The sequence below is a fragment of the Enterobacter hormaechei ATCC 49162 genome (genome assembly GCF_001875655.1).
GTDB lineage: Bacteria > Pseudomonadota > Gammaproteobacteria > Enterobacterales > Enterobacteriaceae > Enterobacter > Enterobacter hormaechei.
Window position 1 is genome coordinate 2,270,190 of the sequence record NZ_MKEQ01000001.1, and the last position, 26,702, is coordinate 2,296,891.

Below are 26,702 nucleotides of genomic sequence, written 5' to 3' on the forward strand. Positions count from 1 at the left end.
TCCTTAACCCATGGAAAAACATACCGAACTCAAACGCGCCAAGCTTCTTGCGCTGTCGCTGCTGCTGATTGCCGTCGCGGCCTTTATCATCACCCTGTTCCTGCCGCAGACCTTCTGGGTACGCGGCGTAAAGGCCATTGCCGAGGCGGCGATGGTTGGCGCGCTGGCGGACTGGTTTGCCGTCGTCGCGCTGTTCCGCCGGGTGCCCATTCCGTTTATCTCGCGCCATACGGCGATTATCCCGCGCAATAAAGATCGTATCGGCGACAATCTCGGCCAGTTCGTGCAGGAAAAGTTTCTCGATACGCAATCCCTTGTCGACCTTATCCGTCGCTACGAGCCGGCCCAGATGATTGGGACCTGGTTCAGCCAGCCCGACAACGCTCAGCGGGTCGGGCAGCATTTGATTCAGGTTATGAGCGGTTTTCTGGAGCTCACTGACGATGGACGCATTCAGCGCCTGCTCAAACGGGCGGTACATAAGGCCATCGACAAGGTCGATTTAACCGAGACCAGCGCCGTCATGCTGGAAAGCATGACCAAAAACAACCGCCACCAGGTGCTGCTGGACGCGATCATTAACCGCCTGATTACCCTGATCCAGCGGGAAAGCACGCGGGAATTTATTGCCGACCAGATCGTTCACTGGCTCAAGACCGAGCATCCGCGCAAGGCGATGGTGTTGCCCACCGAGTGGCTGGGCGATCAAAGCGCCGAGATGGTGTCAAACGCGGTGAACACGTTGCTGGACGACATCAGCCACGACCGCACGCACCAGATCCGTCAGGCGTTTGACCGCGCCACGATCAAGTTCATCGATAATCTGAAAAACGATCCGGAAATGACGGCGAAAGCCGAGAATATCAAACACTACCTGAAGAATGACGAGGCCTTTAACCGCTATCTGGGGGAGATGTGGGCCGATCTGCGCCAGTGGCTGAAAAATGACATGCAGAGCGACGATTCCCGCGTGAAGCAGCGTATCGCCAACGCCGGGCTGTGGTTTGGCGAAACGCTGACCAACGACGCCAGCCTGCGCGCGTCGCTGAACGAGCATCTGGAGCAGGCCGCGCACCGCGTGGCGCCGGATTTCGCCACCTTCCTGACGCGCCATATCAGCGACACGGTGAAAAGCTGGGATGCCAAAGACATGTCACGCCAGATAGAACTCAATATCGGTAAAGACCTTCAGTTCATTCGCGTTAACGGCACGCTGGTGGGCGGAACGATTGGCCTTATCCTGTTTCTGCTCTCGCAGTTGCCCGCCTTGCTGGGGCATTAATCCGCTTTTGGCGGCGCGATAACGTAGCGCGTCGCCTCAAAGCGATTCAGGATCAGGTGTACCAGAAAGACCATTGTCAGCGTGACCACCAGCGCAAAGGTGACGGAGGTGATGCGGTACAGATCGCTGAACACCAGGTCGCTGTCCGGGTGCATATTCTGCCCGAACATAATGCCGATGGTGGTAATACTGGCGAAGCCTACCCCGGCACCGACCTTCTCCATCACGTGCAGTCGCGCCCCAAACGCCAGCCCAAGGCCAATCAGCGGCATCATCAGCAACATATGGCTGCTGTGATCGTAGAGGATCAGCTGGACGACAAGGATATAGAGGCAGCCCAGCACCACGCCGACCACGCGCCAGATCGAGCTGATTACCGAGCCGCGATAGTGCATCGGGAACAGGATCAGAATGCCCGCCATCAGCGCCGAAAGGGAATCGCTTAAGTCGCTGATCTGAAATACCACAAAAATCAGCGTCGCCACGGTGCCCGAGAGCAGCGACTCGTGCCGCACGCGGGCGTCATCTTTCTCGATCAGCGGCGGCGGCTTACGCGGCTCCACGTCCGGCAGCAGGTAGTTCATCAGCGCGCTCAGGCATACCGCCATCACGCTCGCTTCGATGTTGGAGAATAAAAGCGTGTGCCAGTTGGTGGTGGGATAGCTCATAAAGTTGAGCATCACACTCTGGCAGACCACGCCCATCGAACCGAACAGGAACAGCGGCCCCTTACTCATAAAGCGAAAACGCATCACGTACAGGGCAAACACCACCAGCGTCATAATGATCGGCCACTGGGACAGATAGCCGATGATAAACACCATTTCGACGCAGTTCAGCGAGGCGCTGAAGATAAACTGCTTCGCCACGTGGCGGTTAAAGACCGGCACCAGCGACAGCAGCATGATCGGGTAGACCACAAAAAACACGCCGTAGCTGGTGTTGTAGAAACTCGAAATGCTGAGCGCAATCATCCCGGCAAAGACGATGCGCAGGGTCTGGCGAAAGTCGTTTGCCGTATAGACAATGTTGCCGTGCGGGGTAAATACCCGCGCCAGGGTGCTAATAGACATAGTGAAGCAGGCTCACCAGATGGATTTGCATCCCGGAGAAGAATCGCGCAAACGGCCCTTCGCTGTTATAGAGCTGCACGGTGGCGCGCGCGCCGGTCGGCAGCGGCTTCGGTAAGGCTTCGTCCAGCGCCACGTGAATGCGCATACGTTGGGCATCACGCACCCAGCGGTTGGAGGTTTCCGGTTCAGAAAGTTGACCGTTTACGGCCTCCTGTCCGGCGAGGATCCCCGCGTCGCTGCTGGTAACGTGGGCACGGAAAACCTGCCCCGGGAAGGCGTCAAACACCACGGCGGCGTCGGTGCCCTGGTGGGTATGACGCAGGCTCTTCTCGCGGAAATCCGCCACGATATCGATCCGGGTGTTCACCAGCGCCAGCGCAGCCGAACCGGACGAGGCATAAAAACCGGGGCTTAATTGCAGGTTACTGACCGTGCCGTCCGCCTCGGCGTAGACCTTCGTCCAGCCAAGATTCAGCTCCGCTTCGTCCAGCGCGTTACGGTATTTTTGCAGCGTCACGTTACGGTGCTCGTCCCGCTCGCCGCGCTGAATGCGCAGGTTATGAATATTCGCCTGAAGCGAACTGACGGACTGCTCACTGCTCTGCCAGGTGGTGCGGACTTTATCCAGATCCGCCTGCGACACGTTCTGCAAGGTGCTGAGTTTCTGGTAGCGGTCGAAGGTCACTTTGTCGTTACGCGCCGTCAGCACGGCGGTTTTCAGGCTGGCCTGCGCCGCGGCAATCTGCGCATCCAGCTGATCGTTTGACAGACGCGCCTGTTCCAGCGCGATTTGCGCCGCTTCCACCTTATTGCGAAACGGCGTGGCGTCGAGCTCAAACAGCAGATCGCCTTTCTTGACCTGACTGTTGTTGTGGACATGTACCGCCGCCACATAGCCGGAAACGCGCGCAGACACCGGGGTCACCACGCGCATCACGGTGGAGTCCGGCGTCAGCGGGATCCAGATATCCGCGACGATAAAGTAGACAAACATCAGCAGGAAAGAGGCAATACTCACCCTTACCCAGCGGGCAAACTTTTGTTCAGGAGTCATTATTTTTCGGTCTTATTATCTTCTTCGCGGATTGTCCGCAAATTGCAGGCGATTTGATTGAGTGTGGCGCTGAAAATGTCGATATGTTCCGGCGAGATGTTTTGCGATACGCGCGCCTGATACGTCTCAATCACCCGAGTGAGCCTTTCAAGAATGGCTTTTCCCTCAGGCGTCAGCGTCAGCAGCCGGATGCGCTTGTCATACGGCGAGACGGTACGCAGCAGGTAGCCCTGCTTTTCCAGCTGTGTCAGCGTGCGCATCAGCGGAGGCAGTTCAATCCCCTGCACTTCCGCCAGCTCGCTGACCGAGACATTATCCCCGAGTTGATGAAGCTGCATCATCACCGTCCAGCTCGACTGGGTTAACCCGGTATCGAGAATGGCGTCGTCAATGACTGCGCGCCATTGACGCACGATCATCGCCATCCGCATGCCCATCGGCCTGCGGCTAAACAGATCTTCTTCACTCATGGGGAGTCCTCTCGTCGTACGCCATTACGATAATAGTTATCAGGGTAAGTATCAAGAAACGAGAGGTAAAAGCGCAGGAATTGCGAAAGGCGTTACGGGAGGCGATGTACACGTAGGCCCGGTAAACGCAGCGCCACCGGGCGTTTTTAGCGGCTAAAAAGCCTCTTTACAGCGGCCTTTCCCGTCGCCGTCACCACCACCTCCCGATACCCCACCACCCGCTGGATCCAGCCTTTACTTTCAAGATAGTCGAGCAGCAACGCACCGGCTTCTCCGCCCAGGTGAAAGCGCCGCTCGCTCCAGTCCAGGCAGGCGCAGCAGGCCTTGCGACGGGGCTTGGGATTTAACGCAATACCGAGCTTCAGGAACTGCTCGCCGCCATACGGCGTGAGCGCTGAACCGTCTGCCTCCAGCCAGCCTTCCGTCTGCATGAAATCATAGATTTGCACCGCGACCGTTCCGGCAAGATGGTCGTAGCAGGTCCGCGCTTCGCGCATGGCTTTCGGCGCGGTGGTTTCCGGCGGGGTGATGCGGCTCCAGGAGATCCCCATCATCTGCTCGACCAGCGCCGCCACGTCGTGCCCCGCCAGACGATAATGGCGGTGCCGCCCCTGAGACAGACAGATAATTAACTTTCCCTCCACCAGCCGGGCGAGATGCCCGCTGGCGGTCGACGGCGCGACGTCTGCCACGGTGCTCAGTTCGGTGGCGGTCCACGCCCGCCCGTCCATCAGCGCGCACAGCATCTTCACGCGCGACGGATCGGCCATTGCCGCCGCCACCGCCGCAATGGCCTGCTCCAGCGCCGCGCTGTTATCAGTCGGTAAGCTTGTCTTTAACATGTGCCGCCCAGGGTTCGGTGATCTCTGCGGCCAGCTTATCATCATCCGTCACCAGAATAAGGTGATTCGCATGGTCGCTGTACTGGGTTAGAACAGACACGCCGCGTGCCGCCAGCGCCGCCGCAATTTCACCCAGCTCGCCGGGGCGCTCCTGTTTGAGTTTTCTGATAACCGGCCTGCGCACCGCCTGCACGGTAAACCCGGCCTCCATCAGCACGCGACGGGCTTTTCCCCCGTCCTCCACCAGAAAATGGGCTTCTGTACCGAATACGCCGCCACCCTCAAGCCCCACGCCGTTGCGCCCTAACAGCTGTCCAAAGCGCGCCAGCTCACCGGGCCTGTCGCTGAAAATCACGTGAACGTCATACATCCGCGTGCCCTCCGGTTTCGGAACTGTACTCCCGCACCAGCTGCGCCACCCGAATACGGTAGAAAGAGAAAATCGACTCCCGCCCTTCGGCCTGCGCGGCCTGATGGAAAACATTCTGCTTCCAGCGGCGGACGGCCTCTTCATCCCGCCACCAGGAAAGGGACAGGATTTTGCCGTCGGTCGTCAGGCTCTGGAACCGTTCGATATCGATAAAGCCGTCGATGTTGGCCAGCAAAGGCTTAAGCTCTGCGGCAAGTTGAAGATAGCGCGCCTGATGGGCAGGCGCGGCTTTGGCTTCGAAAAGGACTGCGATCATGAAGGTTTCTCCGCTGTGATGTTGAGGAGAGCATGCAGGAGGAAAAAGCACAATGCTTCGGTATGGAGCGAAGTGTTGTGCCGGATAGCGCTGCGCTTATCCGGCCTACGGGCTCCTGTAGGCCCGGTAAGCGCAGCGCCACCGGGCAGGGTTTAACCCACAATCGACCTCGGCTCCATAAACGCCCGGATCCCCCACTCGCCCATCTCGCGTCCCACGCCGGAGTGCTTAAACCCGCCGAACGGCGCTTTCGGTTCATGAGCGAGGGTGTTCACCAGCACGCGACCGGAGACAATCTGCTGCGCCACGCGGCGCGCGCGATCCGCATCGCCGCCCAGCACCATCGCGCTCAGGCCGTATTCTGTGTCGTTGGCAATGGCAATCGCCTCCGCCTCGTCCCGATATGGGATTACGCACAGCACCGGGCCAAAAATCTCGTCACGGGCAATCGCCATCTGGTTGTTCACGTCGGCAAACAGCGTCGGGCGCACAAACCAGCCGTCCTGCGTGCCCTCTGGCCGCCCTTCTCCGCCCGCCAGCAGGCGCGCCCCCTCTTCAATACCTTTGCGGATATAACCCTGCACCCGCTGCCACTGTTTTTCGCTGACCATCGGGCCGACCTCCGTCGCGCTATCGCGCGGGTCGCCGGATCTCACCGCCGCCACGGCCTGCGCCAGCGCGGTTTCGATCTCCGCCTTACGTGCCTGCGGTATCAGAATGCGCGTTCCGGCCACGCATGCCTGCCCGCTGTTCATAAACCCGGCCTGAATCACCAGCGGGATCGCCTGCGCCAGATCCACATCATCGAGCAGGATCGTCGGCGATTTACCGCCTAACTCCAGGGTTACGCGCGTAAAGCTCTCCGCTGCATTGCGCAGGATCGCCTTGCCGGTATTCGTGGAGCCGGTAAACGAGATTTTGGCCACGTCCGGATGGCGGCTGATAGTCTCACCGACCGTCTCACCCCGCCCGGTGACAATGTTAAACACGCCCGGCGGCAGCGCGGCATCGCGCAGCGCTTCGGTGACAATCCGGGTTTGCAGGGCGCTCATCTCGCTCGGCTTGATGACTGCCGTGCAGCCCGCCGCCAGCGCGGTCGCCAGCTTGCCGCAGATAAACCCGGCGTCGCTGTTCCACGGCGTAATCAGCCCGGCCACGCCGAGCGGCGTCATCTGCACCGTGGCTGCGCCTGCGGAGGTGACGAACTCAAACGCCTCCAGCGCCTCGATGGCCTGTGCAATTACCTCCGCCGGATAGCGGGCCATCCACGCTGAGCGCGAGGCGGGCGCGCCGTACTCTTCGATGACCGCTTCCAGCAAATCGTCATGACGCGCGACCACGGCGGCGTGCATGCGCTTCAGCGCCGCGATACGTTCCTGCTTTGTGGTCTGTGACCACGCCGGAAAAGCCGCTTTTGCCGCCGCAACGGCGCGCGCGGCGTCAACCTCATCCGCCAGACGAACCTGGCCGATGACCTGCGCCGTCGCCGGGTTGTACAAATCAAACCACTCGGTGCCGTGCGGGGTAACAAATTCGCCGTTAATAAAGATCTGTTCGATGGTGTGCATATAAACCTCCTCAGGCTGTGTGAGCACAGTCTGGCACGGCTTCTCCGTTGCGATAATCCACGCTATGCTGCAAGGGTTGTTTCGATTTTCAGGATAATCTATGCATCGTTCAGGTCTGACAGAGCTGGAAGTGGTCATGGCGGTGGTGCGGCGCGGCAGCTTTCGCGGCGCGGCGCAGGAGCTGGGCATGTCCGCCACGGCGGTAAGCAACGCCATCGCCGGGCTGGAGAGCCGCCTTGATACCCGCCTCTTTAACCGCACCACCCGCAGCGTGGCGCTCACCGACGCCGGACAGCGCTACGTGGCGCGTATCGGCCCGGCCCTCCAGGAGATCCGCCTCGCCAGCGAGGAGATCCACAGCGACACCGGGGAACCCGCCGGTACGCTGCGTCTGAACGTACCGAACCATATCGGCACCCTGTTTCTGGACCAGCTGCTGATCGACTTTATGATCCGCTACCCGAAAATGCGCGTCGAGACCGTCAGTGAAGCAAGAATGATCGACATCGTCGCGGAAGGCTATGACGCGGGGATCCGCCTTGAGGAGTCCGTGCCGCAGGACATGATCGCCGTGCCGCTGACCGGGGAGATCCGCCAGCTGGTGACCGCCACGCCGGACTATTTTGCCCGTCACGGCACGCCGCAGACGCCTGACGATCTGCTTTCACATCAGGGGATCGGCATGCGCATGGCCCACGGCGGGATCTACCGCTGGGAGCTGGCGCGTCGGGGGGAAACGTACGCCCTTGCCGTGCCGCCGCGCTTTGCGACGTCCGATCTTTTTGCCGCGATCCGCGCCGTAAAAGCGGGATTAGGGGTGGGATTTTTGCCGGAACTGTATATCCGGGAAGCGCTTGAGCGTGGAGAACTGGTGAGCGTGCTAAACGACTGGGTGCAGCCCTTTGCCGGACTGCGCCTGTATTACCCCGGCCATCGCCACGTCCCGCCGGGATTACGGGCGCTGGTGGCGATGATCCGCGAGCGCGGGATTATTCCAGGTTAGCTTTATTCAGTCCGTATGCCGCATCCAGCGAGCCAGGCTCCATGCGGGAGGTAATGCCCAGGCGGTTCCAGGCGTTGATCGCTACGATGGCGAAGTTTAGCTCTGAAATTTCCACGTCCGAGAAGTGCTCCGCCACGCTGCGGTACAGCGCGTCGCTTACCCCATGTACGCCAGGCTGGGTCAGCGCTTCGGTGAAGGCCAGCGCGGCTTTCTCGCGGGCGCTGAACAGCGGAGACTCGCGCCATGCCGCCAGATGGTACAGGCGCAGCTCGCGCTCGCCAGCAATTTTGGCCTCTTTCGAATGCATATCCAGGCAGAAGGTACAGCCGTTCAGCTGCGACACGCGAATATCGATCAGGTGCTTCAGCGCCGGGTCAATGGAGGTTTTCGCCACTTCCATGCTCAGGGCGGAAAGCGCGTTAGCGAGGGCAGGTGTGGCTTTGTGGTGGTTGACGCGAGTGCTCATTGTCTTTCCTCTTTTTTGTGCGGTTTATTTCATGCGATGAGGCAAATCTACGCCGTTAATGACATAGTAAAAAGACACAAAACATGTGAAATGAGGTAGGACATGAAGCCGGGCTATCACGAGATTTATACCCGCTATCGCGATAACATCACCCGCGGCGTACTGAAGCCCGGCGACAAGGTGCCTGCCATCCGCGTGCTGGCTGAAGAGCTGAAGGTCGCGCGAAAAACCGTTGAAACCGCCTATGCCATTCTGACGGGGGAAGGGTATCTGGTAAGCCAGGGGGCGCGCGGGACGCGGGTGAACCCGGATCTTCTGCTGCCCGCGCAAAACGCCCCCGCAGAACAAGCAACCGGCACGCTGCCCGCGTCGTTGATTAGCCAGCGCGAACGCGCCGGTTTTCTGCGCCCCGGCATTCCCGCGCTCGACAGCTTTCCCTATAAAAAATGGCTGCTGCTGGCAGGCCAGGCGACACGCGCCATGCGTCAGGAGGAGATGCTCAACCCGCCCGTTCTGGGCTGGTATCCGCTGCGCGAGGCGATTGCCCGCTATCTCAATATCTCGCGCGGGTTATCCTGCACCGCAGAACAGGTGCTGATTACCAGCGGCTACAGCGGCAGCCTGCGCCTGATCCTCGACACGCTCGCCAGCCGCAGCGACAAGGTGGTGTTTGAGGATCCGGGCTACTTTATGGGCCAGCAGTTGCTCAAGCGGATTGTGCCCCGTCTGCACACCGTGCCGGTCGATCGCGCCGGGATGGATACGGACTATCTGCTGCGTAATCACCACGATGCCCGCTTCGCCATCGTCACTCCGTCGCACCAGAGTCCGCTGGCGGTTACGCTCTCCCTGCCGCGCAAGCAGCAGTTGCTCGACTGGGCGTCACAAAACGAGGCGTGGATCATTGAAGATGATTATGACGGCGAATTTCACTACACCCGCAAAGTGCTGCCGTCGCTGAAAAGCCTCGACCGGCACGACAGGGTGATCTTTATGGGCACCTTCAGTAAAACCATCATGCCATCGCTGCGCATGGGCTACGTGGTAATGCCCGCCAGCACCGTCGGGGCCTTTACCGACTGCGCGGATATCCTCACCAGCGGCCAGCCGGTCCTGACGCAAAAAATTCTCACTGCGTTTCTTAACGAGGGCCATTTTTTTCGGCATCTCAAGAAGATGCGCGCCCTCTATCAGACCCGCCGCGACTGGATGATCGCCGCCCTGCGTGAGGTGTATGGCGATCTGTTTTTCACCGAGCAAAACGACGGTGGAATGCATATTGTCGCGTTCCTCGCAAAGGGAAGCGCGGACCATGAGATCGCCCGCTGCTGGCAGGAACAGCAGCTTCAGGTGAATGCCCTCTCGGCGTGGTATCGCGGATCGGGCAAACGCTACGGGCTGGTGATGGGCTATAACAACGTGCGGTCGTATCAGGAGGCGCTGGATTTACTGGAAAGGCCGAAACGGCAGACGCAAGAACTGTTGAGCTGAAAACCGCCGGGTGGCGGCTGCGCCTTACCCGGCCTACGGTCTCCTGTAGGCCCGGTAAGCGTAGCGCCACCGGGCAACCCTATGCTCACACATCATATCGCGATAACCCGACATCCTTGAGCTGCTCGTCGCTCATCTGGCTCAGAATACGGCGGGTACGGTTGATGCGATACCAGTTACGCAGCGTTTTCGCTACCCAGACAAACGCGATAAACGGACGTTTTGAACGATTCTCGTAGAATTCCATGATGCTCTCCTCGCTGTGCCAGTGGGGTTATCATCATGGAAAACGGCCATTACAATACAGATTCAAAAACTGCTTTTGTTTACCATACAGATCCGCTAAAACGGTATCTGCATGGTGGTTTACCCATCAATCTGTACTGGTTTAATGCTCTGTATGGTGAAAACAAAGGATACAGCATGACGCGCTATCAACATCTGGCCAACCTCCTGGCGGAACGTATTGAACAAGGGCTGTATCGCAGCGGCGAACGTCTGCCGTCGGTCCGCACGCTGAGCCAGGAGCATGGCGTGAGCATCAGCACCATACAGCAGGCCTACCAGATCCTCGAAAATCTCCAGCTGATCACGCCTCAGCCGCGCTCCGGCTATTTTGTCTCGAAACGCAAAGCGCAGCCGCCCGTCCCGGCGATGACGCGCCCGGTGCAGCGCCCCGTGGACGTCACCCAGTGGGATGAAGTGATGATGCTGCTGGACGCCCGCGCCGACAAAGAGATGATCTCCTTTGGCGGCGGCTCGCCGGACATTAACCAGCCGAGCCTGAAGCCGCTGTGGCGCGAGATGAGCCGCATTGCGCAGCATAACCCGGGCGAAATGCTGAGTTATGACGTGCTCGACGGCCGCCTGGAGTTACGCGAGCAGATCGCCCGCCTGATGCTGGACGGCGGCTCTACCGTCGCGGCAAACGAGATTGTCATCACTAACGGTTGCCACGGCGCGCTGTCGATCGCCCTGCTCTCGGTGTGTAAGCCGGGGGATATCGTGGCGGTCGAGTCACCATCCTTTCACGGCACCATGCAGATGCTTCGCGGGTTTGACATCAAGGCGATTGAAATTCCCACCGATCCTGAAACCGGGATCAGCATCGAGGCGTTGGAGCTGGCGCTGGAGCAGTGGCCGATCAAGGCGGTGATCCTGGTGCCAAACTGCAATAACCCGCTCGGGTTTATCATGCCGGAGGCGCGTAAGAAGCAGGTCTTAGCCTTGGCACAGCGGCACGACATCGTGATTGTTGAGGATGATATCTACGGCGAGCTGGCGGCGGAGTATCCGCGTCCGCGCACCATTCATTCTATGGACATTGATGGTCGCGTGCTGTTATGCAGTTCGTTTACCAAAACCGTGGCGCCGGGCCTGCGGGTCGGCTGGATTGTGCCGGGGCGCTATTACGACCGGGTGATGCACATGAAGTACGCCGCGGGCGGGTTTAACGTGCCGGGCACGCAGATGGCGGTGGCGGCGTTTATCCGCGACGGCCATTACCATCGCCACGTGCGGCGTATGCGCCAGATTTATCAGCAGAATATGGAGACCTACACCTGCTGGGTGCGGCAGTATTTTCCGGCAGAGATATGCGTCACCCGCCCGCAGGGCAGCTTCCTGCTGTGGGTTGAGCTGCCGGAGACGGTCGATATGGTGTGCGTCAGCAAGCAGCTGTGTCGGCTGAAGATCCAGGCCGCGGCCGGGTCGCTGTTTTCCGCCTCCGGGAAGTACCGCAACTGCCTGCGGATCAACGTGGCGCTGCCGCCGACAGACAAAAATCGCGAGGCGTTGAAAAAGATGGGAGAAGCGATTGTGATTGCGATGGAGGAGTAGTTTTTTGCCGTTGTAGGCCCGGTAAGGGCAGCAATCACCGGACGCAGACATTATTACGCTCCGGGCGAAGCCGGAGCGTATACGTATATTTCTTTGCGAGAAATATATTTATGCTTCCTGCCACTCAGCAAAAACCTCTTTATGGTTTTTGGTCAGGACAACTTTATTATCTTCGACCTTATCGACCCAGCCGAGAGGAATAAAGTGGTGCTTGCCGCCCGATTCCGGGTCGCTCTTCGCAAGCTTGATACGCTCACCGTCTACATGGTCCACAACCCCGACGTGCGTTCCGCAGCTGGCGACAACCTGAGTGTGATCCTTAATTGCGCTTTTATCTACCATAATCATTCTCCTGTTTCGGTTATTTGCCTGTTGCACGAAATTAACTGTAGCGCATAAATTCAGGCATAAAAGGCTTATTAGCATTTTGAAACATCATTGACAGAAGCGAATATTGTGTCTATTTAGCGCCGAATTGAAAAAATAAGAATGAGATGAATTATTACCGGCTGATTATTTCCCGTTCATAATTAAATTATGGCAACCAACGAGGAGGTATTTATGACGATTCGCAACAATCGGGCAGAAATTTCGCTGGCTCTTGGTGAAGCGGTTTTAGACATCGTGCAAAAAGGCCATGAAGTATCGCGAGAAAATCTCGCCCAGGCGATGAAAAATAAAGCGGAGAAAGAGCGCGATGATGAGCGGCTTCTTAACTACTGGAAGGCCTGTAATATGCTGGTTTAAACGTAGCGGCGTTTAGCCTGACTAAACGCCGCCTGCTGTTACTCATCTACTCGTCGAAGTACCAGTAGCCCTGGTTAATTAATCCGGTCAGCTCGTCCACAAACGCCGGATTATTCAGCGCCTCGCCCAGCTCAGCCTGGCCCAGCTCGGTGTAGCGACACAGCGCATCCGCCGCGTTCGCATCCACCGTTTCCAGCTGTTCGCTGTTGATAAAGAAGCTGCCGTTGATATTCAGCATGCGCAGCCCGCTCAGGCGGGAGAGCGTTTCGCCCCCTTGCAGCGCGTCGAGCACCTCTTCTGCGGAATACGGCGGCTCGGCGGCAGCAATATCCAGTTCATGACGCGGCGTCGAGACGAAGCTGCCAAACCATTTCGTGAAATCATCTGGCTTGCTAATCATGTCGATCATCATCTGGCGGATACGATCAAGCTCGTACTGCTCCACGCGGCCAGGGTGTTCGCGACAGGTCAGATCCGGATCGCTGTAGTGCTCGCCGCCCAGATCGTTCTCCAGCGCGTAATCGGCGAAGCTGCTGATCAGATCGCGGCCGTTCGGCCCGCGGAAACCGACAGAGTAGTTGAGCGCGGTTTCATGGGTGAAGCCGTCATGCGGGAATCCAGGCGGAATGTAGAGGATATCACCCGGCGCCAGATCTTCGTCGATGATCGGCTCAAATGGATCTACATGCAGCAGGGCCGGATGCGGACAGAACTGACGCATCGGCAGTTTGTCACCCACGCGCCAGCGACGGCTACCCATCCCCTGGATGATAAACACATCATACTGATCGATGTGCGGCCCCACGCCGCCGCCCGGGACGGAGAAGGAGATCATCAGGTCATCAAGACGCCAGTCCGGCAGGACGCGGAACGGACGCACCAGTTCTGCGGCGGGCATATGCCAGTGATTCACCGCCTGCGCCAGCAGCGACCAGCCGGTTTCACCGAGATTATCGAAATGCTCAAACGGGCCATTGCTCGCCTGCCACTTGCCGTTAGCATGGCTTACCAGGCGGCTATCGACTTCCGGCTCCATCGCCAGACCCGCCAGTTCATCAGGGGTAATGGGGTCGACAAAATTCGGGAAGGCATTTTTCAGCACAACGGGTTGTTTTTGCCAGTATTTTTCAAGAAATTCCGGCCAGTTCAGGTTCAGTTGATACGCCATGGTTAGCACCAGTGAGAGGGTAAACAGGCGCGATTATAGAAGAGACGGCCAGGGGGGAACTTGTCATGGGTCAATCGAGCGCGTGTAGGTCGGGTAAGGCAAAGCCGTCACCCGACGCACACGCGGGCTAAAACTTAATCCAGGTTCAGCTCGTCATAATGGGTGATCAGTTTGCCCACGATGCCGTAGTCCAGCGCTTCCGCCGGTGACATCCAGAAGTTACGGTCGGTGTCTTTCTTCACTTTTTCCAGCGGCTGGCCGGTGGCATCGGCAATCAGCTTGTTCACGCGTTCCAGCATGCGGATGATCTCACGCGCTTCGATCTCAATATCCGTCGCCTGGCCGCGCACGCCGCCCAGCGGCTGGTGGATCATAAAGCGGGTATTCGGCAGCGAGTAGCGGTGCTCTTTTTTCGCCGCCAGGAAGATGGTGATCCCGGCGCTCGCCACCCAGCCGGTGCCGATAACGTGCACGTCCGGGCGGATGAACTTGATGAAGTCGTGGATGGTGTCGCCCGCTTCCACGTGGCCGCCCTGGCTGTTGATGTACAGCTTGATCGGATCGTTGCTGACGCTTTGCAGCAGGATCATCTGCGTGATGACTTTCTGGGCCAGCTCCTGGTTGATCTCACCGGAGATGACAATCGAACGGGATTCCAGCAGTTTTTGCTGTAGAGCGCCCGCGCCGTTTGTTCCTTCCGCTTTTTCTTTATCGTCACTGCTTTTCAGTGTGTAGTGCATCGTTATGTCCTCAGCTTGTCGCGCTCAAAATCAGAGTGTAGCCTGTTTTACTCGTCGGCGTCCTCACACAAAACATCGCGTGTCGTGCGCTGGCTCCGCAGCCAGAAAGATCTCTAAAAACAGCGCTTCACTCCTAACTAATTCGCCACATTTTTATTACACTTTCATATCATCTTCATATTGATAAATGATAATAATAATTAATGTGTTAGTATGAATGAGGATAGCAAACAGTCGCTTACGTTCAAAAAGGCGCTATTTTATTCTCGATGATTTACTGATCACACACCGGGGCGGTGAATGGAACACATTGTTTATGTGGTTGATGACGATGACACAGTCAGGCAGTCCGTTGTTGGGCTGCTGGAATCAGCGGATATACACGCCCTTGGCTTTTCCTCCGCAGAAGCCTTTCTCAGTTACCCCTTTGAGGATCTGCCCTCCTGCGTGATCCTGGATATGCAAATGCCGACAATAACCGGATTTGATGTCGCAGATGCGCTGAAAGCCAGCGGGCGGGAAATACCGATCATCTTTCTCACCGGCCACGGCACCATTCCTATGTCCGTCCGGGCGATCAAAGGCGGGGCCTACGAGTTTCTCACTAAGCCCGTTGAATCCAGCGCGCTGATTGGCTCCATTGAATCCGCGCTCCGGCTGGCACAGCACAACGCCGCCCGCGTCAAAGAGCACTACGCCCTGAAACAGCGCCATATGTCCCTCACCCCGCGCGAGCGTGAGGTGCTTGAGCTGGCCATCAGCGGCAAGCTCAACAAGCAGATCGCCGCCGAGCTGGGCGTCAGTGAAATTACGGTGAAAGTGCACCGCCGCCGGGTAATGGAGAAAATGCAGGTCCGCTCCGTGGCCGAGCTGGTCAGGGCGGTTGAGCGCCTGACCAAACATCAGCCTGCGGAGTAACCGTTACTCTTCCTGTCCGGCCAGCGGCAGCGCGAAGGTAAAGACCGTGCCGTACGGCTCTCTGCGGCGCGCGCTCAGTTTCCCCCGGTGCCGTTCAATGATGCTGGCGCTGATGGTCAGCCCCATCCCCATCCCCTGCGCTTTGGTCGAGTAAAACGAGTCAAAGATCCGCTCGGTATGCTCCGGCTCGATGCCGCTGCCGGTATCGGCAATCTCAAAGATCACCTTCCCCTCGGCGCAGTTCGCGGTGGAGATCGTGATGCTGCACGGGCGATCCGTCACTTCCGCCATCGCTTCCATCGCATTCATCACCAGGTTAAGCAACACCTGCTGGATCTGCACGCTGTCGCCGATGATAAAGCTGTTATCAGCGTTCAGAAGATAATCAACGCTTATGTGTCGCAGTTCAAGTTCGCTGCGGGAGAGCATAATGATGTGGTGGATCAGGAAGTGCAGATCGATTCGCGTAAACGTGGGATCCTGTTTGCGCGTCAGCGACTGAATGCTGCGGATGATCTCCCCTGCCCGCTCGCCCTCGGCGGCGATCTCCTCCAGCCCCTCTCGCACTTTGTCCAGCCGCGCCGGATCGCGGTTGAGCCAGCGCAGGCTTGCCCCGGCGTTCGAGACAATCGACATCAGCGGCTGGTTGATCTCGTGGGCGATCGACGAGGTCAGCTGCCCGACGGTGGTGGCCCGGGAGACTCGCGCCAGATCCGCCTGTGCCACCCGCATCGCATCCTCCGCCGCCCGCTGGCTGGTGATGTCGGTGATAATACCGTAATACTCATTCACCTCGCTGCCTACGCCCACCGGATCGCCAATCCCGAGGATGTAGCGAACGGAGCCGTCGGTGCGGATGATGCGAAACTCCGCGCGCATCGACAGCCCGTCACGCACGCTCTGGTTAACGAGAGTGCTGATCCGGCCATAATCGTCCTCATGCACGAAGGTCAAAAACTCCGCCATTGAGATCATTTTTTGCTGCTCCGGCAGACCAAGGATGCGGGCGTACTCTTCGGACATAAACATCAGATCCTGCACCAGCTCCCAGCGCCAGCTGCCGGTGTGGCTGATCTGCTCGCCCAGCATCAGCGAGGTCTGGCTGGCGCGCAGCTCTTTCTCCACCCGTCGGCGCTGGATGTTTTCCGCCAGCAGCTCGGCGTAGAGCCGCGCCGTCTCCAGCGAAACCGCCGCCTGCGCGCCCAGCAGGCTGACCACGCGTGAATGCTCGGCGGTAAACACTTCCGGCATCAGGCGGTTTTCCAGATACAGTACCCCCACCAGCCGCGCCTGTTTGAACATCGGGACGCACATTACGGCGGCGCCGGACGTTACCAGATAAGGATCCTGGCTGAACGGGTGAAACTCCTCCGGTTTGCCGGTGCGGATCTCCTGCCCGGTGCGGATCACCGCGGCCAGCACCGACAGCGGCATGTCCGTCGCCATCGGTGACGCTTTCAGGATCCGCACCCGTACCCCGTCAGTGCGGGTCCAGGCGCTGGCTTCGATCTCCGGGATGTGATTTTCACTGACGCGCAGCAGCAGGCCACGCTGCGCCCCGGCCCGTTCAAGCAGCAGCGTCATCAGGTTTTCGATCAAACGTTCAAGGTTGATCTCTTCGGACAAGGCGCGTGAGGCTTTGATGACGCTCTGTAAATCGCGGATCACCTCGTTCTGGGCGAAGGCCGCCGTGTCATACGCGCGGCTCTGCCCGGAGGCCAGCAGATGCGGGAAATCCTGCTCCAGCTGGCGCACCTTGGCCTGTGCCCCGGCACGGCCCCAGGCGGCAATCGCGCCGCGGAAATGGGCGTCGGAGGCGGTCGGGTAGCCGCAGGCCAGCGAGAAACGCCCTGCCAGCTCGTGCGCCAGGGCGTTGATCGGGTTAAACCCGCCCTCCCGCGAAAGCCGCACCGCTTTTTCATACTGCTCCAGCGCGATGCTGTTCATGCCGTCCAGACGGACGATTTCAGCGTAAATCAGCGCCTCTTTATCGGCAAACGTGCCCGGATTAATTCGCGCCCAGAGGGCGATTTTGTCGTAATGGTGATGAATACTGCGGCGATAATCCGCCGAAAAGGTCTCCGGCGTGAGCTGGCGCGAGAGCGCCAGCGCGCTGTAAAAATGGTAATCCAGCAGATGAATATGACCCGGCGCGGACCACGCATACCAGCCCGCCCTCTCTAAATCCGCCTGCGCGTCGGCATATTCGCCGCAGGTAAAATGCGCCATCCCGCGATAGAGCCAGTACCAGAACAGCATGGTCGAGGTCTGATCGGGCGCCTGTTCCGGCGGCGCGGGCAGCAGATCGTCAGGCAGCGCCTGGGCGGCGCTCCAGGTGCCCGTCACCGGCGTACGTAAAAACTCCACGTAGCGGCGCTGAATGTGCAGAACGGTTTCAATGTCCTGAAAATCCGTTTTGTGCACAAAGGCCAGGCCGCGATCGATGCTGGTCAGCACGCCATCCAGATGATCGCCCCGGGAGAGGAAGTTAATGATCTGATGACAGGCCGCGAAACAGGCCATCGTCATGTCACCGTGGGTCACCGCCGAGGTAAAGCAGGCTTTTGCGCACTCAATCGTGTACGACAGCGGCTGGGTCCAGACGCTGAGCTGGTCGAGCGGTAGCAGGGTTTTGGCTTCATAGGCGTCATAGCCGTGGCGGTTCACCAGCTCGCGAGCCAGCGTGCCGTACTCAAACCCGAGACGGTATTCGGCGTAGCGGTGGCCAATCAGCACGCCAAACCAGGCCATCGCCGTGGTGGAGGCGCCGGTTATGCCGTGGTCGAGCGTCAGGTGCATCATCCGGCACAGGAGTAAAAAGTGCAGGCGCGGGCAGGTAAAGCTGGCGAATATACTGGCGCTGTAAAGCAGGTTCATCACCGCTTCGGTCTCTGCGCTCTCCATCAGCTTAAGCTGAGAAAACGGGTTCTGCGGCGCGTCGGCGGTGCGTTGACAGAACAGCTGCCAGGCTTCGTCACATTCGGCATTTTCCGGGTAGCGACTGATCTGGATCCCGAACACGCCCAGCCAGCATAACGACGCCTCCAGCGCCAGGCGGATCTCCGACTGGCGCATATAGACTTCCGCCAGCAGGTTGGCGGCCAGCGCTTTTTCCGTCAGCCCGCCCGGTGAACCGAGGATCGCATCGCACAGCGCGCGCGTACGCTCCAGGTGCCCAAGCGCAAACTCACAGCCCGCCTCTTCGATATCCAGCATAAAGTCCGAGACCGGGCCAGCGTTCCCCAGCGCTCTGGCGGTCTGGATATAGCTTAAGGCGGAGAGGTAATCGCCGGTACGCTTCGCACGCCGCGCGGCCTGAAGGCTTAGCTCACGGAATCGCTGCCGCTGGGGGGCAGGCTGGATGCAGTCCAGCGCGGCGCTGACGTGGTGAACCGCGCGGAACAGCAGTTCGTTGCCTGCCGTCTGCCGCACGGCATCCGCCAGCAGGCTGGCGGTGGTCAGGTGCAGATGGCTTTTCTCGCCCTCATCCAGCAGGGCAAAGGCGGCTTCCTGCACCCGATCGTGGGTAAAGGCGTACTCTTTCTCCGTCAGCACAATCAGCTGAGCGGTAACCGCCGGGTGAAGCGCGTAGCGGATTTCCGCCGCCGACTGCCCCACCACGCGGCACAGCATCTCCAGTTCGCCCGTGCAGCCGAGGCAGGCGATGCTGCCCAGCAGACGGCGCGTCTCGTCAGGCATCTCCTCCAGCTGCTCCAGCACCAGCGTCACCACGTTTTCGGTATAGTGCCGGGCGCGGATGGCCTGGAGATCGTAATGCCATTTCCCCTGGTATTTGTTATGCACCACCAGTCCGTCATCGACGATGCGGCGGAAAAATTCCTGCACGAACAGCGGGTTGCCGCCGGTTTTTTCATGGATCAGCGTGGCAAGATCGGCGGTGCCGGTACTGCGGACATGAAAAATCCCCCCGAGCCAGCGCGCCACGGCCTTCACCGACAGCGGCTGTGGCACGATCGTCGTGGCATGCTGCGCCGCCTCCGGCAGGCTCGCCAGCGCGGTCTGCAAGGTGGCGTCAGAAAGCGAACTGAGATCGCGGTGCGCCACCACCACCAGCAGCGGGATGGCGCCACAGGTACGCAACAGGTGATCGAGCGTTTGCAGGCTGGCCGCGTCAATCCACTGCACATCGTCCAGCAGCAGCACCAGCGGCGCGCCCTGGGTGGCGAAGGTTTTCACCAGCGCCAGCACCATATGGCTGAAGCGCGCCCGCGCGTCGATGGAAAACGTATCCGCCGAGAAACGCGGTTTATTCTCCAGAAGTAAATTCAGCTCCGGCACCAGGCTGACAGCCAGCTCTTCGTAGCCTTCCAGCGCGCGCGACAGGCGGATTTTCCACGTCGCCACCTCCCCGCCCGGCAGCCCGAGCAGGTGCAGCGCGAGCGTCCGAAACGCCGAACTCAGTACGCCGTAGGGCAGCGTGGGGGAATATTGATCGACCTTGCCTACCGCCAGCAGCACCTTGCGCTGTTGCAGCGATTTCAGGGTGGTGGCGATCACGGAAGATTTGCCGATCCCCGACGGACCGCCAATCGTCACCAGTTCCGGCGCACCGCTCTGGCTGACCTGTTCAAACGCGGCGATAACGTCGCTGGCCTGCGGGTGCGCAGAGAAAAGCGCATCCGCAAGCTGGATCGCCGGAGAGTGATCCTGCTGGCCGGGAATAAAGTCGACGATTTCGCCTTCGGCGGTCAGCGTCGCCTGGCAGCGCCTGAGGTCGGCTATCAGCCCGTCAACGGTCTGATAGCGATTCTCCGGATTTTTTTCCAGCAGCTTAAGGATAATGGTCGACAGCATGCCGGGTACGTCCGGACGCACCCGCCCCGGGGCAAGCGGCTGTGAGGCAATGTGGTAATGCGCCCAGTTGGTCTGGTCATCAGCGCTCAGTTCAAACGGTAATCGCCCGGTCAGAAGTTCATAAAGCACGATACCCAGACTGTAGAGATCGCTCCGGCTGTCGACGGCGCGTTGGGTACGCGTGGTGTGTTCCGGTGACATATACGCGGGCGTGCCGCCCGAGGCGGAAAGCGGGGTCCGGGAGAACGCGTCGGAGGTGTCGCAGGAGAGGCCAAAGCTGCACAGACGGCAGGTAGCGTCGTGATGAACGAAGATCGCCCCGGGTTTGATATCGCCGTGGATCAGGTTGTGCAGGTGCATCTGGCGCAGGGGACCGCAGAGGCGGATCGCCATCTCGATAAAACGGGCGATCCCGGAAATCGCCTTACCTGCCCGGCACGCCAGCAGTTCAAAGCAGAACGGCGCGTAGACCAGCGCAAAACGTCCGCGGTACTGGGTCGAGGCGACGGGCCGGATTGCCCAGCCGTCATGAAGCCTGTCGCGCAGGGCAAACTCGTTTTTCAGCCGCCGGGTGGCCCGCTCCTCGTCTTCATCGCTGACCGCAGTAGCAATAATAAACGAACCGCCGGACTGGGGATGTCGCCCGTTCATCCAGGAGATGCCGTCCTCCTGCGCCAGCACGGTAAAAATAACATCCTCTTTCAGAACAAAAGCCCGCCCTTCATGGAGACTTCCCCGGGCGGGCCAAAATGCAGGCGACGTATGTTCGTTCATCCGCGATCCTTATTGTCGGCGGGTCAGCTCCCGCTGAATATGATCCAGCAGAATATCGATGTTAATCGGCTTACGCAAAAATGCAGCGGCCCCCAGACTGAGTGCATACCGCTGCATATTTTCATCAGCATGGCCGGAGATAAACAGTATTGGCGGCGGCGGCGTGGCCAGCAACCGCAGCTTCTCAAACAGCTCGATGCCGTTCATGCCGCGCAGCTTGATGTCGGTGATCACCAGCGACGCGCCGGACAGGGCGAGAGGGTGGCTCAAAAACACCTCTGCCGAATCGAAGGTATCGGTAGCATACCCTTCCGATTGCAGCAGATTACTGAGTCCGCTGCGAACAGAGCGTTCGTCATCAATGATGGCAATGCGCCACGGCAGCGTCATGCTGTCTTTCCTCAAATAAATCGTTACGCGTCGCGGCTTTCCTTCGCGGGCGCTGGGGGCGCGGTACCGCTGATCTTCGGTACGCATTCATGACGAAACCAGGCCAGGGTCAGCGGTTCGCGGCTCACCAGGCGACGTCCGATGGGGATCAGCTGTTCACCCACCAGCATACCGAACAGGCCAAGCAGCGCGACGACCGGCGGCGCCGGGGAATGCACGTCGAGCAGGGCGTAAATTACCCCAGCCGCGACCCCGCACACCAGCGAAATAATCCAGGCCTTCATGATGACGCTCCGTTCGGGGGCTGAACGTGGGGAATCGTCACCTGCACGTCAGCGGGATTATCGCGGGATAAAAGATGACGCATTGCCTGTTCGCCTGCCAGCATCCCCAGCAGACCAATCAGCGCCAGCGCGGGCGGCGCGGGGGAACGCACCTTCAGCACGGCATACATCAGGCCAATCAGCACGCCTGCTGCGAGGGATATCAACCCTGTACTCATCGTGAACTCCAGAGAAAGCGTCAGCGGCGAGCCGGATGAGGGACCAGCCCGCCAGCGGAACTTAGCGAGCCGGGACCGGCGCTAAGGTGCGGTGCTCGCTCTTCTGGCGAGACGGCGCTTTGTGCACCATGGTGTAGGCGTAATCCACGCCCATGCCGTAGGCACCGGAGTGCTCGCGCACGATATCCATCACCGCGGTGTAGGTCTCTTTACGCGCCCAGTCGCGCTGCCACTCCAGCATCACCTGCTGCCAGGTCACCGGGATCACGCCCGCCTGGATCATGCGCTGCATCGCGAAGTCGTGGGCTTCTTTGGAGGTACCGCCGGACGCGTCCGCCACCATATAAATTTCGTAGTCGCCTTCCAGCATCGCGCACAGGGCAAAGCTGTTGTTGCACACTTCGGTCCACAGACCGGCAACCACCACCTTCTTCTTGCCGTTAGCCTTCAGCGCATCGCGCACCTTCTGGTCGTCCCAGGAGTTCATGGAGGTACGCTCCAGAATGTCCTGGCCCGGGAACACGTCCAGCAGCTCCGGGTAGGTATTACCGGAGAAGCTTTCGGTTTCAACGGTGGTGATGATGGTTGGGATGTTGAACACCTTAGCCGCTTTCGCCAGCGCCACGGTGTTGTTTTTCAGCACCTGGCGGTCAATAGACTGCACGCCAAACGCCATCTGCGGCTGGTGGTCGATAAAGATCATCTGACAGTTGGCAGGGGTTAAGACTTCGAGCTTAGAAGTGGTCATAAGATTATCCAGTGAGGTTAAAGGTTAAAATCGCCGCGAACAGCGCGCCGATAAAATCACCTTCATCCTATGGCCCCCACCGTTGGTGTGTAATTATCTCTTCGTATAGTTAACCTTAGGTATAGTTATACTTTGGTATACCTATCCTATTGTATAACTGGATCTTTGCCGAAACCGGTTCCCATAATCCTGACCATTCCCCCTCTCAGTCTGGAGCAGTTATGGTTACCCCCGGTAAAGCCGATCTCATCCTGGTTAACGGCCAGTTTCACACCGTCGATCGCGAGAATCCTCTCGCGGAAGCCGTTGCCGTGCGCGACGGGAAATTCCTGGAAGTGGGCACCGTTGCCGAGGTGATGCAACACCACTGCGACGCCACCAAAGTGGTCGACTTAAAAGGCCACACCGCCATCCCCGGCCTGAACGACTCGCACCTGCACCTCATTCGCGGCGGGCTGAACTACAACCTTGAACTGCGCTGGGAAGGCGTGCCGTCCCTGGCCGACGCCCTGCGGATGCTGAAAGAGCAGGCCCTGAGCACGCCGTCGCCCCAGTGGGTGCGCGTGGTCGGCGGCTGGAGCGAATTCCAGTTTGCCGAGCGCCGTATGCCAACCCTGGACGAGATCAACGACGCTGCGCCGGATACCCCGGTGTTCATTCTCCACCTGTACGACCGCGCCCTGCTCAACCGCGCCGCGCTGAAGGTGGTCGGTTACACCAAAGAGACGCCAAACCCGCCGGGGGGCGAGATCCAGCGCGACGCCAACGGCAACCCGACCGGGATGCTGATTGCCCGTCCGAACGCCATGATCCTGTACTCAACCCTCGCCAAAGGGCCGAAGCTGCCGCTGGAGCAGCAGGTCAACTCCACGCGTCAGTTCATGCGCGAGCTGAACCGTCTGGGGCTGACCAGCGCCATCGACGCGGGCGGTGGCTTCCAGAACTACCCGGAAGATTACGAGGTGATTGCCGAGCTGCACGAGAAAAAGCAGATGACCATCCGCATCGCCTACAACCTGTTTACCCAGCGTCCGGGCCACGAACTGGAGGACTTTGAAAAATGGACCGACATGCTTACGCCGGGCCAGGGCAGCGACTTTTTCCGTCACAACGGCGCGGGCGAGATGCTGGTCTTCTCCGCCGCCGATTTTGAAGACTTCCTCGAACCGCGCCCTGACCTCGCGCCGGGCATGGAGGACGAGCTGGAGCGCGTGGTGCGCCATCTGGTGGAGCACCGCTGGCCGTTCCGCCTGCACGCCACCTATAACGAGTCCATCAGCCGCATGCTGGACGTGTTCGAGAAGGTGAACCGCGACATTCCGTTCAACGGCCTGCACTGGTTCTTCGACCACGCCGAAACCGTGTCGCAGGCCAACATCGACCGCATCAAAGCACTCGGCGGCGGCATTGCCGTGCAGCACCGCATGGCCTTCCAGGGCGAGTACTTTGCCGAGCGTTACGGCATCGAAGCCACCCGCCACACGCCGCCGGTGGCAAAAATGCTTGAGACCGGCGTGCCGGTGGGATTAGGGACGGACGCCACCCGCGTGGCGAGCTATAACCCGTGGACCGCCCTCTACTGGCTGGTCTCCGGCCGCACCGTTGGCGGGATGCAGATGTACGATCACAGCGCTCGTCTGGACCGCGATACCGCCCTGATGCTCTGGACCCAGGGCAGCGCGTGGTTCTCCAGCGAGCAGAATCAGAAGGGGCAGATCAAAGCGGGCCAGCTCGCGGATCTGGCCGTGCTCAGCAAAGACTACTTCCGCGTGCCGGAGGAGGAGATCAAGGGCATCGAGTCCGTCCTCACCGTGGTGAACGGCGATATCGTCTATGCCGCAGGCGCTTTTGGCCCGCTCGCGCCGCCCGCCATTCCGGTCCTGCCCGAGTGGTCCCCGGTGGTGAAGGTGCCGGGCCACTACCGCAGCGCGCCGCCGCAGGCCGCACGCGTGGGCATGAGTGTGGCTCACCACTGTAGCGGCCCGTGCGGGGTTCACAGCCACCAGCATGATTTTGCCCGCACGTCAGCGATGCCGGTATCCGACGATAACGCTTTCTGGGGGGCGCTGGGTTGCAGCTGCTTTGCATTCTGATGAAACAAAATGACGCTTCGCCCCGGGTCGACCCGGGGCTGTTCTTTCTGCGCCTGACCGGCAGTCTGCTGCTGCTTTACGTGCACGGCCTGCCGAAGGTGCTGCACTTCAGCGAAGAGCTGACGCGCATCGAAGATCCGTTTGGTTTCGGGCCGTATGCCAGCCTGATCCCGGCGATCGTCGCCGAGGTGATCTGTCCGCTGTTTATCATTGCGGGGGTTTACACCCGTCTGGCGTGCCTGCCGATTATCGCCGTGCTGCTGGTGGCGATGCTGGCGGTTCACCCGAACTGGTCGATTGCCGAGGGGCAGTTCGGCTGGCTGCTGCTGATTATCTTCACCACCCTTGCCCTCACCGGGCCGGGCCAGTGGCGAGTGCAGCGTAAAACAACGGAGAGGTTCGCATGACCCAGGTAAACGACGTTCGCGACGCACACGTCGAGACGACCCCCGCACCCGCGGTTTCGCCCTGGCAGCCGCTGAGCCAGCCGGTGTTCCGCATGCTGTGGATCGCCACGGTGGTCTCTAACGTCGGCTCATGGATGAGCGACGTCGGTATCAACTGGAGCATGCTGACGCTCAGCGCCGATCCTTTGGATATCGCGCTGGTGCAGGCGGCAAGCAGCCTGCCGATGTTCCTCTTCGCCCTGCCGTCCGGGGTGATGGCGGACATCGTCGACCGACGTAAATACCTGCTTTTCTCCCAGCTGTGGGTGTTCATTGCCGCCGCCGGGCTGACGCTGCTCTCTTTTACCGGACACGTCACCCCCACCGTTCTGCTGGTGGCAACGTTTCTGCTGAGCGTGGGCGCGGCCATGAGTTCGCCGCCGTTTCAGGCGATTGTGCCTGACCTGGTGAGCAAGCCCGAGCTGGGTTCCGCCGTGGCGCTTAACTCGCTCGGGGTGAACATCAGCCGGGCGATTGGCCCTGCACTGGGCGGTTTTCTGCTGTCGCTTGCCGGACCGTGGATGGTGTTTGCCCTGAACGCGCTGTCCGTGATGGGCGTGGCGTGGGTGCTGTGGCGCTGGCGTCCGGCGCCGTCCGTGCAACGTCTGCCGCCGGAGCACTTCTTCTCCGCGGTGCGGTCCGGCATTCGCTACGTGCACGCCGCGCCGGTGCTGCGTAACGTGCTGGTGCGCACCGTGGCCTTCTTCGTTTTCGGCAGCGCGGGCTGGGCGTTACTGCCGCTGGTGGCGCGCCGCGAGCTGGGCTTAGGCCCGGCGGGCTACGGTGTGATGCTGGCGTGTATCGGCCTTGGCGCCATTGCCGGGGCCATCCTGCTGCCGCGTCTGCGCCAGCGGCTGAACGCCGATCGGCTGATGGTGGCCGCCAGCCTGACGTTTGCGATCACCATGCTGGCGCTGGCATTTGTGCGTCACTTTTGGCTGCTAAACTTGTTTGAGTTCTTTACCGGCTTCGCGTGGATTGCGGTGCTTTCTACCCTCAACCTTGGCGCGCAGCGCAGCGCCGCACGCTGGGTTAAAGCCCGTGCGCTGGCGGTGTATCTGACGGTGTTTTTCGGTTCGATGACCGCAGGCAGCGCCGTCTGGGGCCAGATTGCCTCGCAGTTCGGCACCCCGACCTCGCTGGTTGTCGCCACGCTGGGCATGGTGCTGGCGAGCACGACGGTGTTCCGCTGGAAGCTGGAGAAAGATCCGGATTTAAACCTCGACCTGAGCGGGCAGCCGCTGGACGGCGTGGAGATTGAACTCCCGAACGAGCGCGGCCCGGTGCTGGTGTCGCATGAGTACATTATCGACCCGCAGAATGCGAAAGCGTTTTTGCAGGCCGTGCACGAGCTACGCCGGGTGCGCCGCCGCGCCGGGGCGATGAGCTGGGCGGTGTACGAGGATATCGAACGTCCGGGTCTGTTTATCGAGACCTTCCTGATGGGTTCCTGGATCGAGCATCTGCGCCAGCAGGAACGCCACACCATGAATGACCTCCTGTTGCAGAGCCGCGTTCTGGCTTTTCATCAGGGCACCACATCACCGGCAATTCGTTATCTGGTCGCGCCGGTCTGAACATAACACT

Annotated in this window: 26 protein-coding genes; 9 read left to right on the plus strand and 17 right to left on the minus strand. The window is 60.0% G+C overall.

Going from position 1 to position 26,702, the window contains the following annotated elements:
- The first annotated feature begins 10 nt into the window (after window positions 1-10).
- Window positions 11-1,282 (plus strand): DUF445 domain-containing protein, encoded by a 1,272-nt coding sequence (locus BH712_RS11400; protein WP_006810256.1) that lies wholly within the window; start codon window positions 11-13, stop codon window positions 1,280-1,282.
- Here the strand turns inward: BH712_RS11400 and BH712_RS11405 are convergent.
- From BH712_RS11405 to BH712_RS11435, 7 genes are all read right to left on the minus strand, one after another.
- Window positions 1,279-2,355: a DUF2955 domain-containing protein gene (locus BH712_RS11405; protein ID WP_006810257.1), complete on the minus strand. Its 1,077-nt coding sequence runs from the start codon at window positions 2,353-2,355 to the stop codon at window positions 1,279-1,281. The two genes, BH712_RS11400 and BH712_RS11405, sit on opposite strands and share 4 nt — an antisense overlap.
- Complete coding sequence (locus tag BH712_RS11410; protein WP_102765767.1) at window positions 2,345-3,412, minus strand: HlyD family secretion protein; 1,068 nt, start codon at window positions 3,410-3,412, stop codon at window positions 2,345-2,347. Before BH712_RS11410 ends, BH712_RS11405 begins: the two co-directional genes overlap by 11 nt.
- Window positions 3,409-3,879 (minus strand): MarR family winged helix-turn-helix transcriptional regulator, encoded by a 471-nt coding sequence (locus BH712_RS11415; protein WP_006810260.1) that lies wholly within the window; start codon window positions 3,877-3,879, stop codon window positions 3,409-3,411. The genes BH712_RS11410 and BH712_RS11415 overlap by 4 nt, the downstream gene beginning before the upstream one ends.
- Window positions 3,880-4,025: 146 nt before the next feature.
- Window positions 4,026-4,721, minus strand: a complete 696-nt coding sequence (locus BH712_RS11420) for an ArsR/SmtB family transcription factor (protein ID WP_006810261.1) — start codon at window positions 4,719-4,721, stop codon at window positions 4,026-4,028.
- On the minus strand, window positions 4,696-5,091 hold the full coding sequence (locus BH712_RS11425) for a hypothetical protein (RefSeq protein ID WP_006810262.1): 396 nt from the start codon (window positions 5,089-5,091) through the stop codon (window positions 4,696-4,698). The genes BH712_RS11420 and BH712_RS11425 overlap by 26 nt, the downstream gene beginning before the upstream one ends.
- Entirely contained in the window at window positions 5,084-5,407 is a 324-nt protein-coding gene (locus tag BH712_RS11430; RefSeq protein WP_006810263.1) for an antibiotic biosynthesis monooxygenase family protein, read from the minus strand. The genes BH712_RS11425 and BH712_RS11430 overlap by 8 nt, the downstream gene beginning before the upstream one ends.
- A 152-nt stretch (window positions 5,408-5,559) precedes the next feature.
- On the minus strand, window positions 5,560-6,975 hold the full coding sequence (locus tag BH712_RS11435; protein ID WP_006810264.1) for an aldehyde dehydrogenase family protein: 1,416 nt from the start codon (window positions 6,973-6,975) through the stop codon (window positions 5,560-5,562).
- Between the two features lie 100 nt (window positions 6,976-7,075).
- On the opposite strand from BH712_RS11435, the gene BH712_RS11440 reads away from it, so the two are divergent.
- On the plus strand, window positions 7,076-7,978 hold the full coding sequence (locus BH712_RS11440; protein WP_006810265.1) for a LysR family transcriptional regulator: 903 nt from the start codon (window positions 7,076-7,078) through the stop codon (window positions 7,976-7,978).
- On the opposite strand, the gene BH712_RS11445 is transcribed toward BH712_RS11440, so the two are convergent.
- The gene (locus tag BH712_RS11445; protein WP_006810266.1) at window positions 7,965-8,444 is read right to left on the minus strand and encodes a carboxymuconolactone decarboxylase family protein; all 480 of its coding nucleotides are present in this window, start codon (window positions 8,442-8,444) and stop codon (window positions 7,965-7,967) included. The genes BH712_RS11440 and BH712_RS11445 overlap by 14 nt on opposite strands.
- Before the next feature lie 102 nt (window positions 8,445-8,546).
- Here BH712_RS11445 and pdxR point away from each other — a divergent pair, with 102 nt between their 5' ends.
- Window positions 8,547-9,935, plus strand: a complete 1,389-nt coding sequence (pdxR, locus tag BH712_RS11450) for a MocR-like pyridoxine biosynthesis transcription factor PdxR (RefSeq protein ID WP_006810267.1) — start codon at window positions 8,547-8,549, stop codon at window positions 9,933-9,935.
- 85 nt (window positions 9,936-10,020) lie between these two features.
- On the opposite strand, the gene BH712_RS11455 is transcribed toward pdxR, so the two are convergent.
- Window positions 10,021-10,182: a DUF1127 domain-containing protein gene (locus BH712_RS11455; protein ID WP_003863073.1), complete on the minus strand. Its 162-nt coding sequence runs from the start codon at window positions 10,180-10,182 to the stop codon at window positions 10,021-10,023.
- Window positions 10,183-10,358: 176 nt separating this feature from the next.
- Here BH712_RS11455 and BH712_RS11460 point away from each other — a divergent pair, with 176 nt between their 5' ends.
- Window positions 10,359-11,774: an aminotransferase-like domain-containing protein gene (locus BH712_RS11460; protein WP_003863072.1), complete on the plus strand. Its 1,416-nt coding sequence runs from the start codon at window positions 10,359-10,361 to the stop codon at window positions 11,772-11,774.
- Window positions 11,775-11,882: 108 nt separating this feature from the next.
- Here BH712_RS11460 and BH712_RS11465 read toward each other — a convergent pair whose 3' ends face one another.
- On the minus strand, window positions 11,883-12,116 hold the full coding sequence (locus BH712_RS11465) for a DUF2171 domain-containing protein (protein ID WP_032673675.1): 234 nt from the start codon (window positions 12,114-12,116) through the stop codon (window positions 11,883-11,885).
- Window positions 12,117-12,335: 219 nt separating this feature from the next.
- On the opposite strand from BH712_RS11465, the gene BH712_RS11470 reads away from it, so the two are divergent.
- The gene (locus BH712_RS11470; RefSeq protein ID WP_032673676.1) at window positions 12,336-12,521 is read left to right on the plus strand and encodes a hypothetical protein; all 186 of its coding nucleotides are present in this window, start codon (window positions 12,336-12,338) and stop codon (window positions 12,519-12,521) included.
- 46 nt (window positions 12,522-12,567) lie between these two features.
- On the opposite strand, the gene BH712_RS11475 is transcribed toward BH712_RS11470, so the two are convergent.
- Window positions 12,568-13,689 carry a ribosomal protein uL16 3-hydroxylase gene (locus tag BH712_RS11475; RefSeq protein ID WP_006810271.1) on the minus strand — a complete coding sequence of 374 codons (1,122 nt, stop codon included), beginning with the start codon at window positions 13,687-13,689 and terminating at the stop codon, window positions 12,568-12,570.
- Window positions 13,690-13,823: 134 nt separating this feature from the next.
- A complete protein-coding gene (locus BH712_RS11480; protein WP_006810272.1) occupies window positions 13,824-14,429 on the minus strand; it encodes an ATP-dependent Clp protease proteolytic subunit in 606 nt (201 codons plus the stop codon).
- 300 nt (window positions 14,430-14,729) lie between these two features.
- Between BH712_RS11480 and BH712_RS11485 the strand changes: the two genes are divergently transcribed.
- Window positions 14,730-15,347 (plus strand): response regulator transcription factor, encoded by a 618-nt coding sequence (locus BH712_RS11485; protein WP_006810273.1) that lies wholly within the window; start codon window positions 14,730-14,732, stop codon window positions 15,345-15,347.
- 3 nt (window positions 15,348-15,350) lie between these two features.
- On the opposite strand, the gene BH712_RS11490 is transcribed toward BH712_RS11485, so the two are convergent.
- The 5 genes from BH712_RS11490 to BH712_RS11510 form a co-directional block, all read right to left on the minus strand.
- The gene (locus BH712_RS11490; RefSeq protein WP_006810274.1) at window positions 15,351-20,936 is read right to left on the minus strand and encodes a trifunctional serine/threonine-protein kinase/ATP-binding protein/sensor histidine kinase; all 5,586 of its coding nucleotides are present in this window, start codon (window positions 20,934-20,936) and stop codon (window positions 15,351-15,353) included.
- A gap of 9 nt (window positions 20,937-20,945) precedes the next feature.
- The gene (locus BH712_RS11495) at window positions 20,946-21,326 is read right to left on the minus strand and encodes a response regulator transcription factor (RefSeq protein WP_006810275.1); all 381 of its coding nucleotides are present in this window, start codon (window positions 21,324-21,326) and stop codon (window positions 20,946-20,948) included.
- A gap of 23 nt (window positions 21,327-21,349) precedes the next feature.
- Window positions 21,350-21,610, minus strand: coding sequence for a XapX domain-containing protein (locus BH712_RS11500; RefSeq protein ID WP_006810276.1), 261 nt, complete (start codon window positions 21,608-21,610; stop codon window positions 21,350-21,352).
- Entirely contained in the window at window positions 21,607-21,828 is a 222-nt protein-coding gene (locus tag BH712_RS11505; protein ID WP_006810277.1) for a DUF1427 family protein, read from the minus strand. Before BH712_RS11505 ends, BH712_RS11500 begins: the two co-directional genes overlap by 4 nt.
- Window positions 21,829-21,889: 61 nt before the next feature.
- A complete protein-coding gene (locus BH712_RS11510; protein ID WP_006810278.1) occupies window positions 21,890-22,576 on the minus strand; it encodes a hydrolase in 687 nt (228 codons plus the stop codon).
- A gap of 221 nt (window positions 22,577-22,797) precedes the next feature.
- On the opposite strand from BH712_RS11510, the gene BH712_RS11515 reads away from it, so the two are divergent.
- From BH712_RS11515 to BH712_RS11525, 3 genes are read left to right on the plus strand one after another with little or no spacing between them, the layout of a single operon-like run.
- Window positions 22,798-24,669 carry an amidohydrolase gene (locus BH712_RS11515; RefSeq protein WP_006810279.1) on the plus strand — a complete coding sequence of 624 codons (1,872 nt, stop codon included), beginning with the start codon at window positions 22,798-22,800 and terminating at the stop codon, window positions 24,667-24,669.
- Window positions 24,669-25,076, plus strand: a complete 408-nt coding sequence (locus BH712_RS11520) for a DoxX family protein (protein ID WP_006810280.1) — start codon at window positions 24,669-24,671, stop codon at window positions 25,074-25,076. Before BH712_RS11515 ends, BH712_RS11520 begins: the two co-directional genes overlap by 1 nt.
- Entirely contained in the window at window positions 25,073-26,692 is a 1,620-nt protein-coding gene (locus BH712_RS11525) for an MFS transporter (protein WP_006810281.1), read from the plus strand. Before BH712_RS11520 ends, BH712_RS11525 begins: the two co-directional genes overlap by 4 nt.
- Window positions 26,693-26,702: the final 10 nt, after the last annotated feature.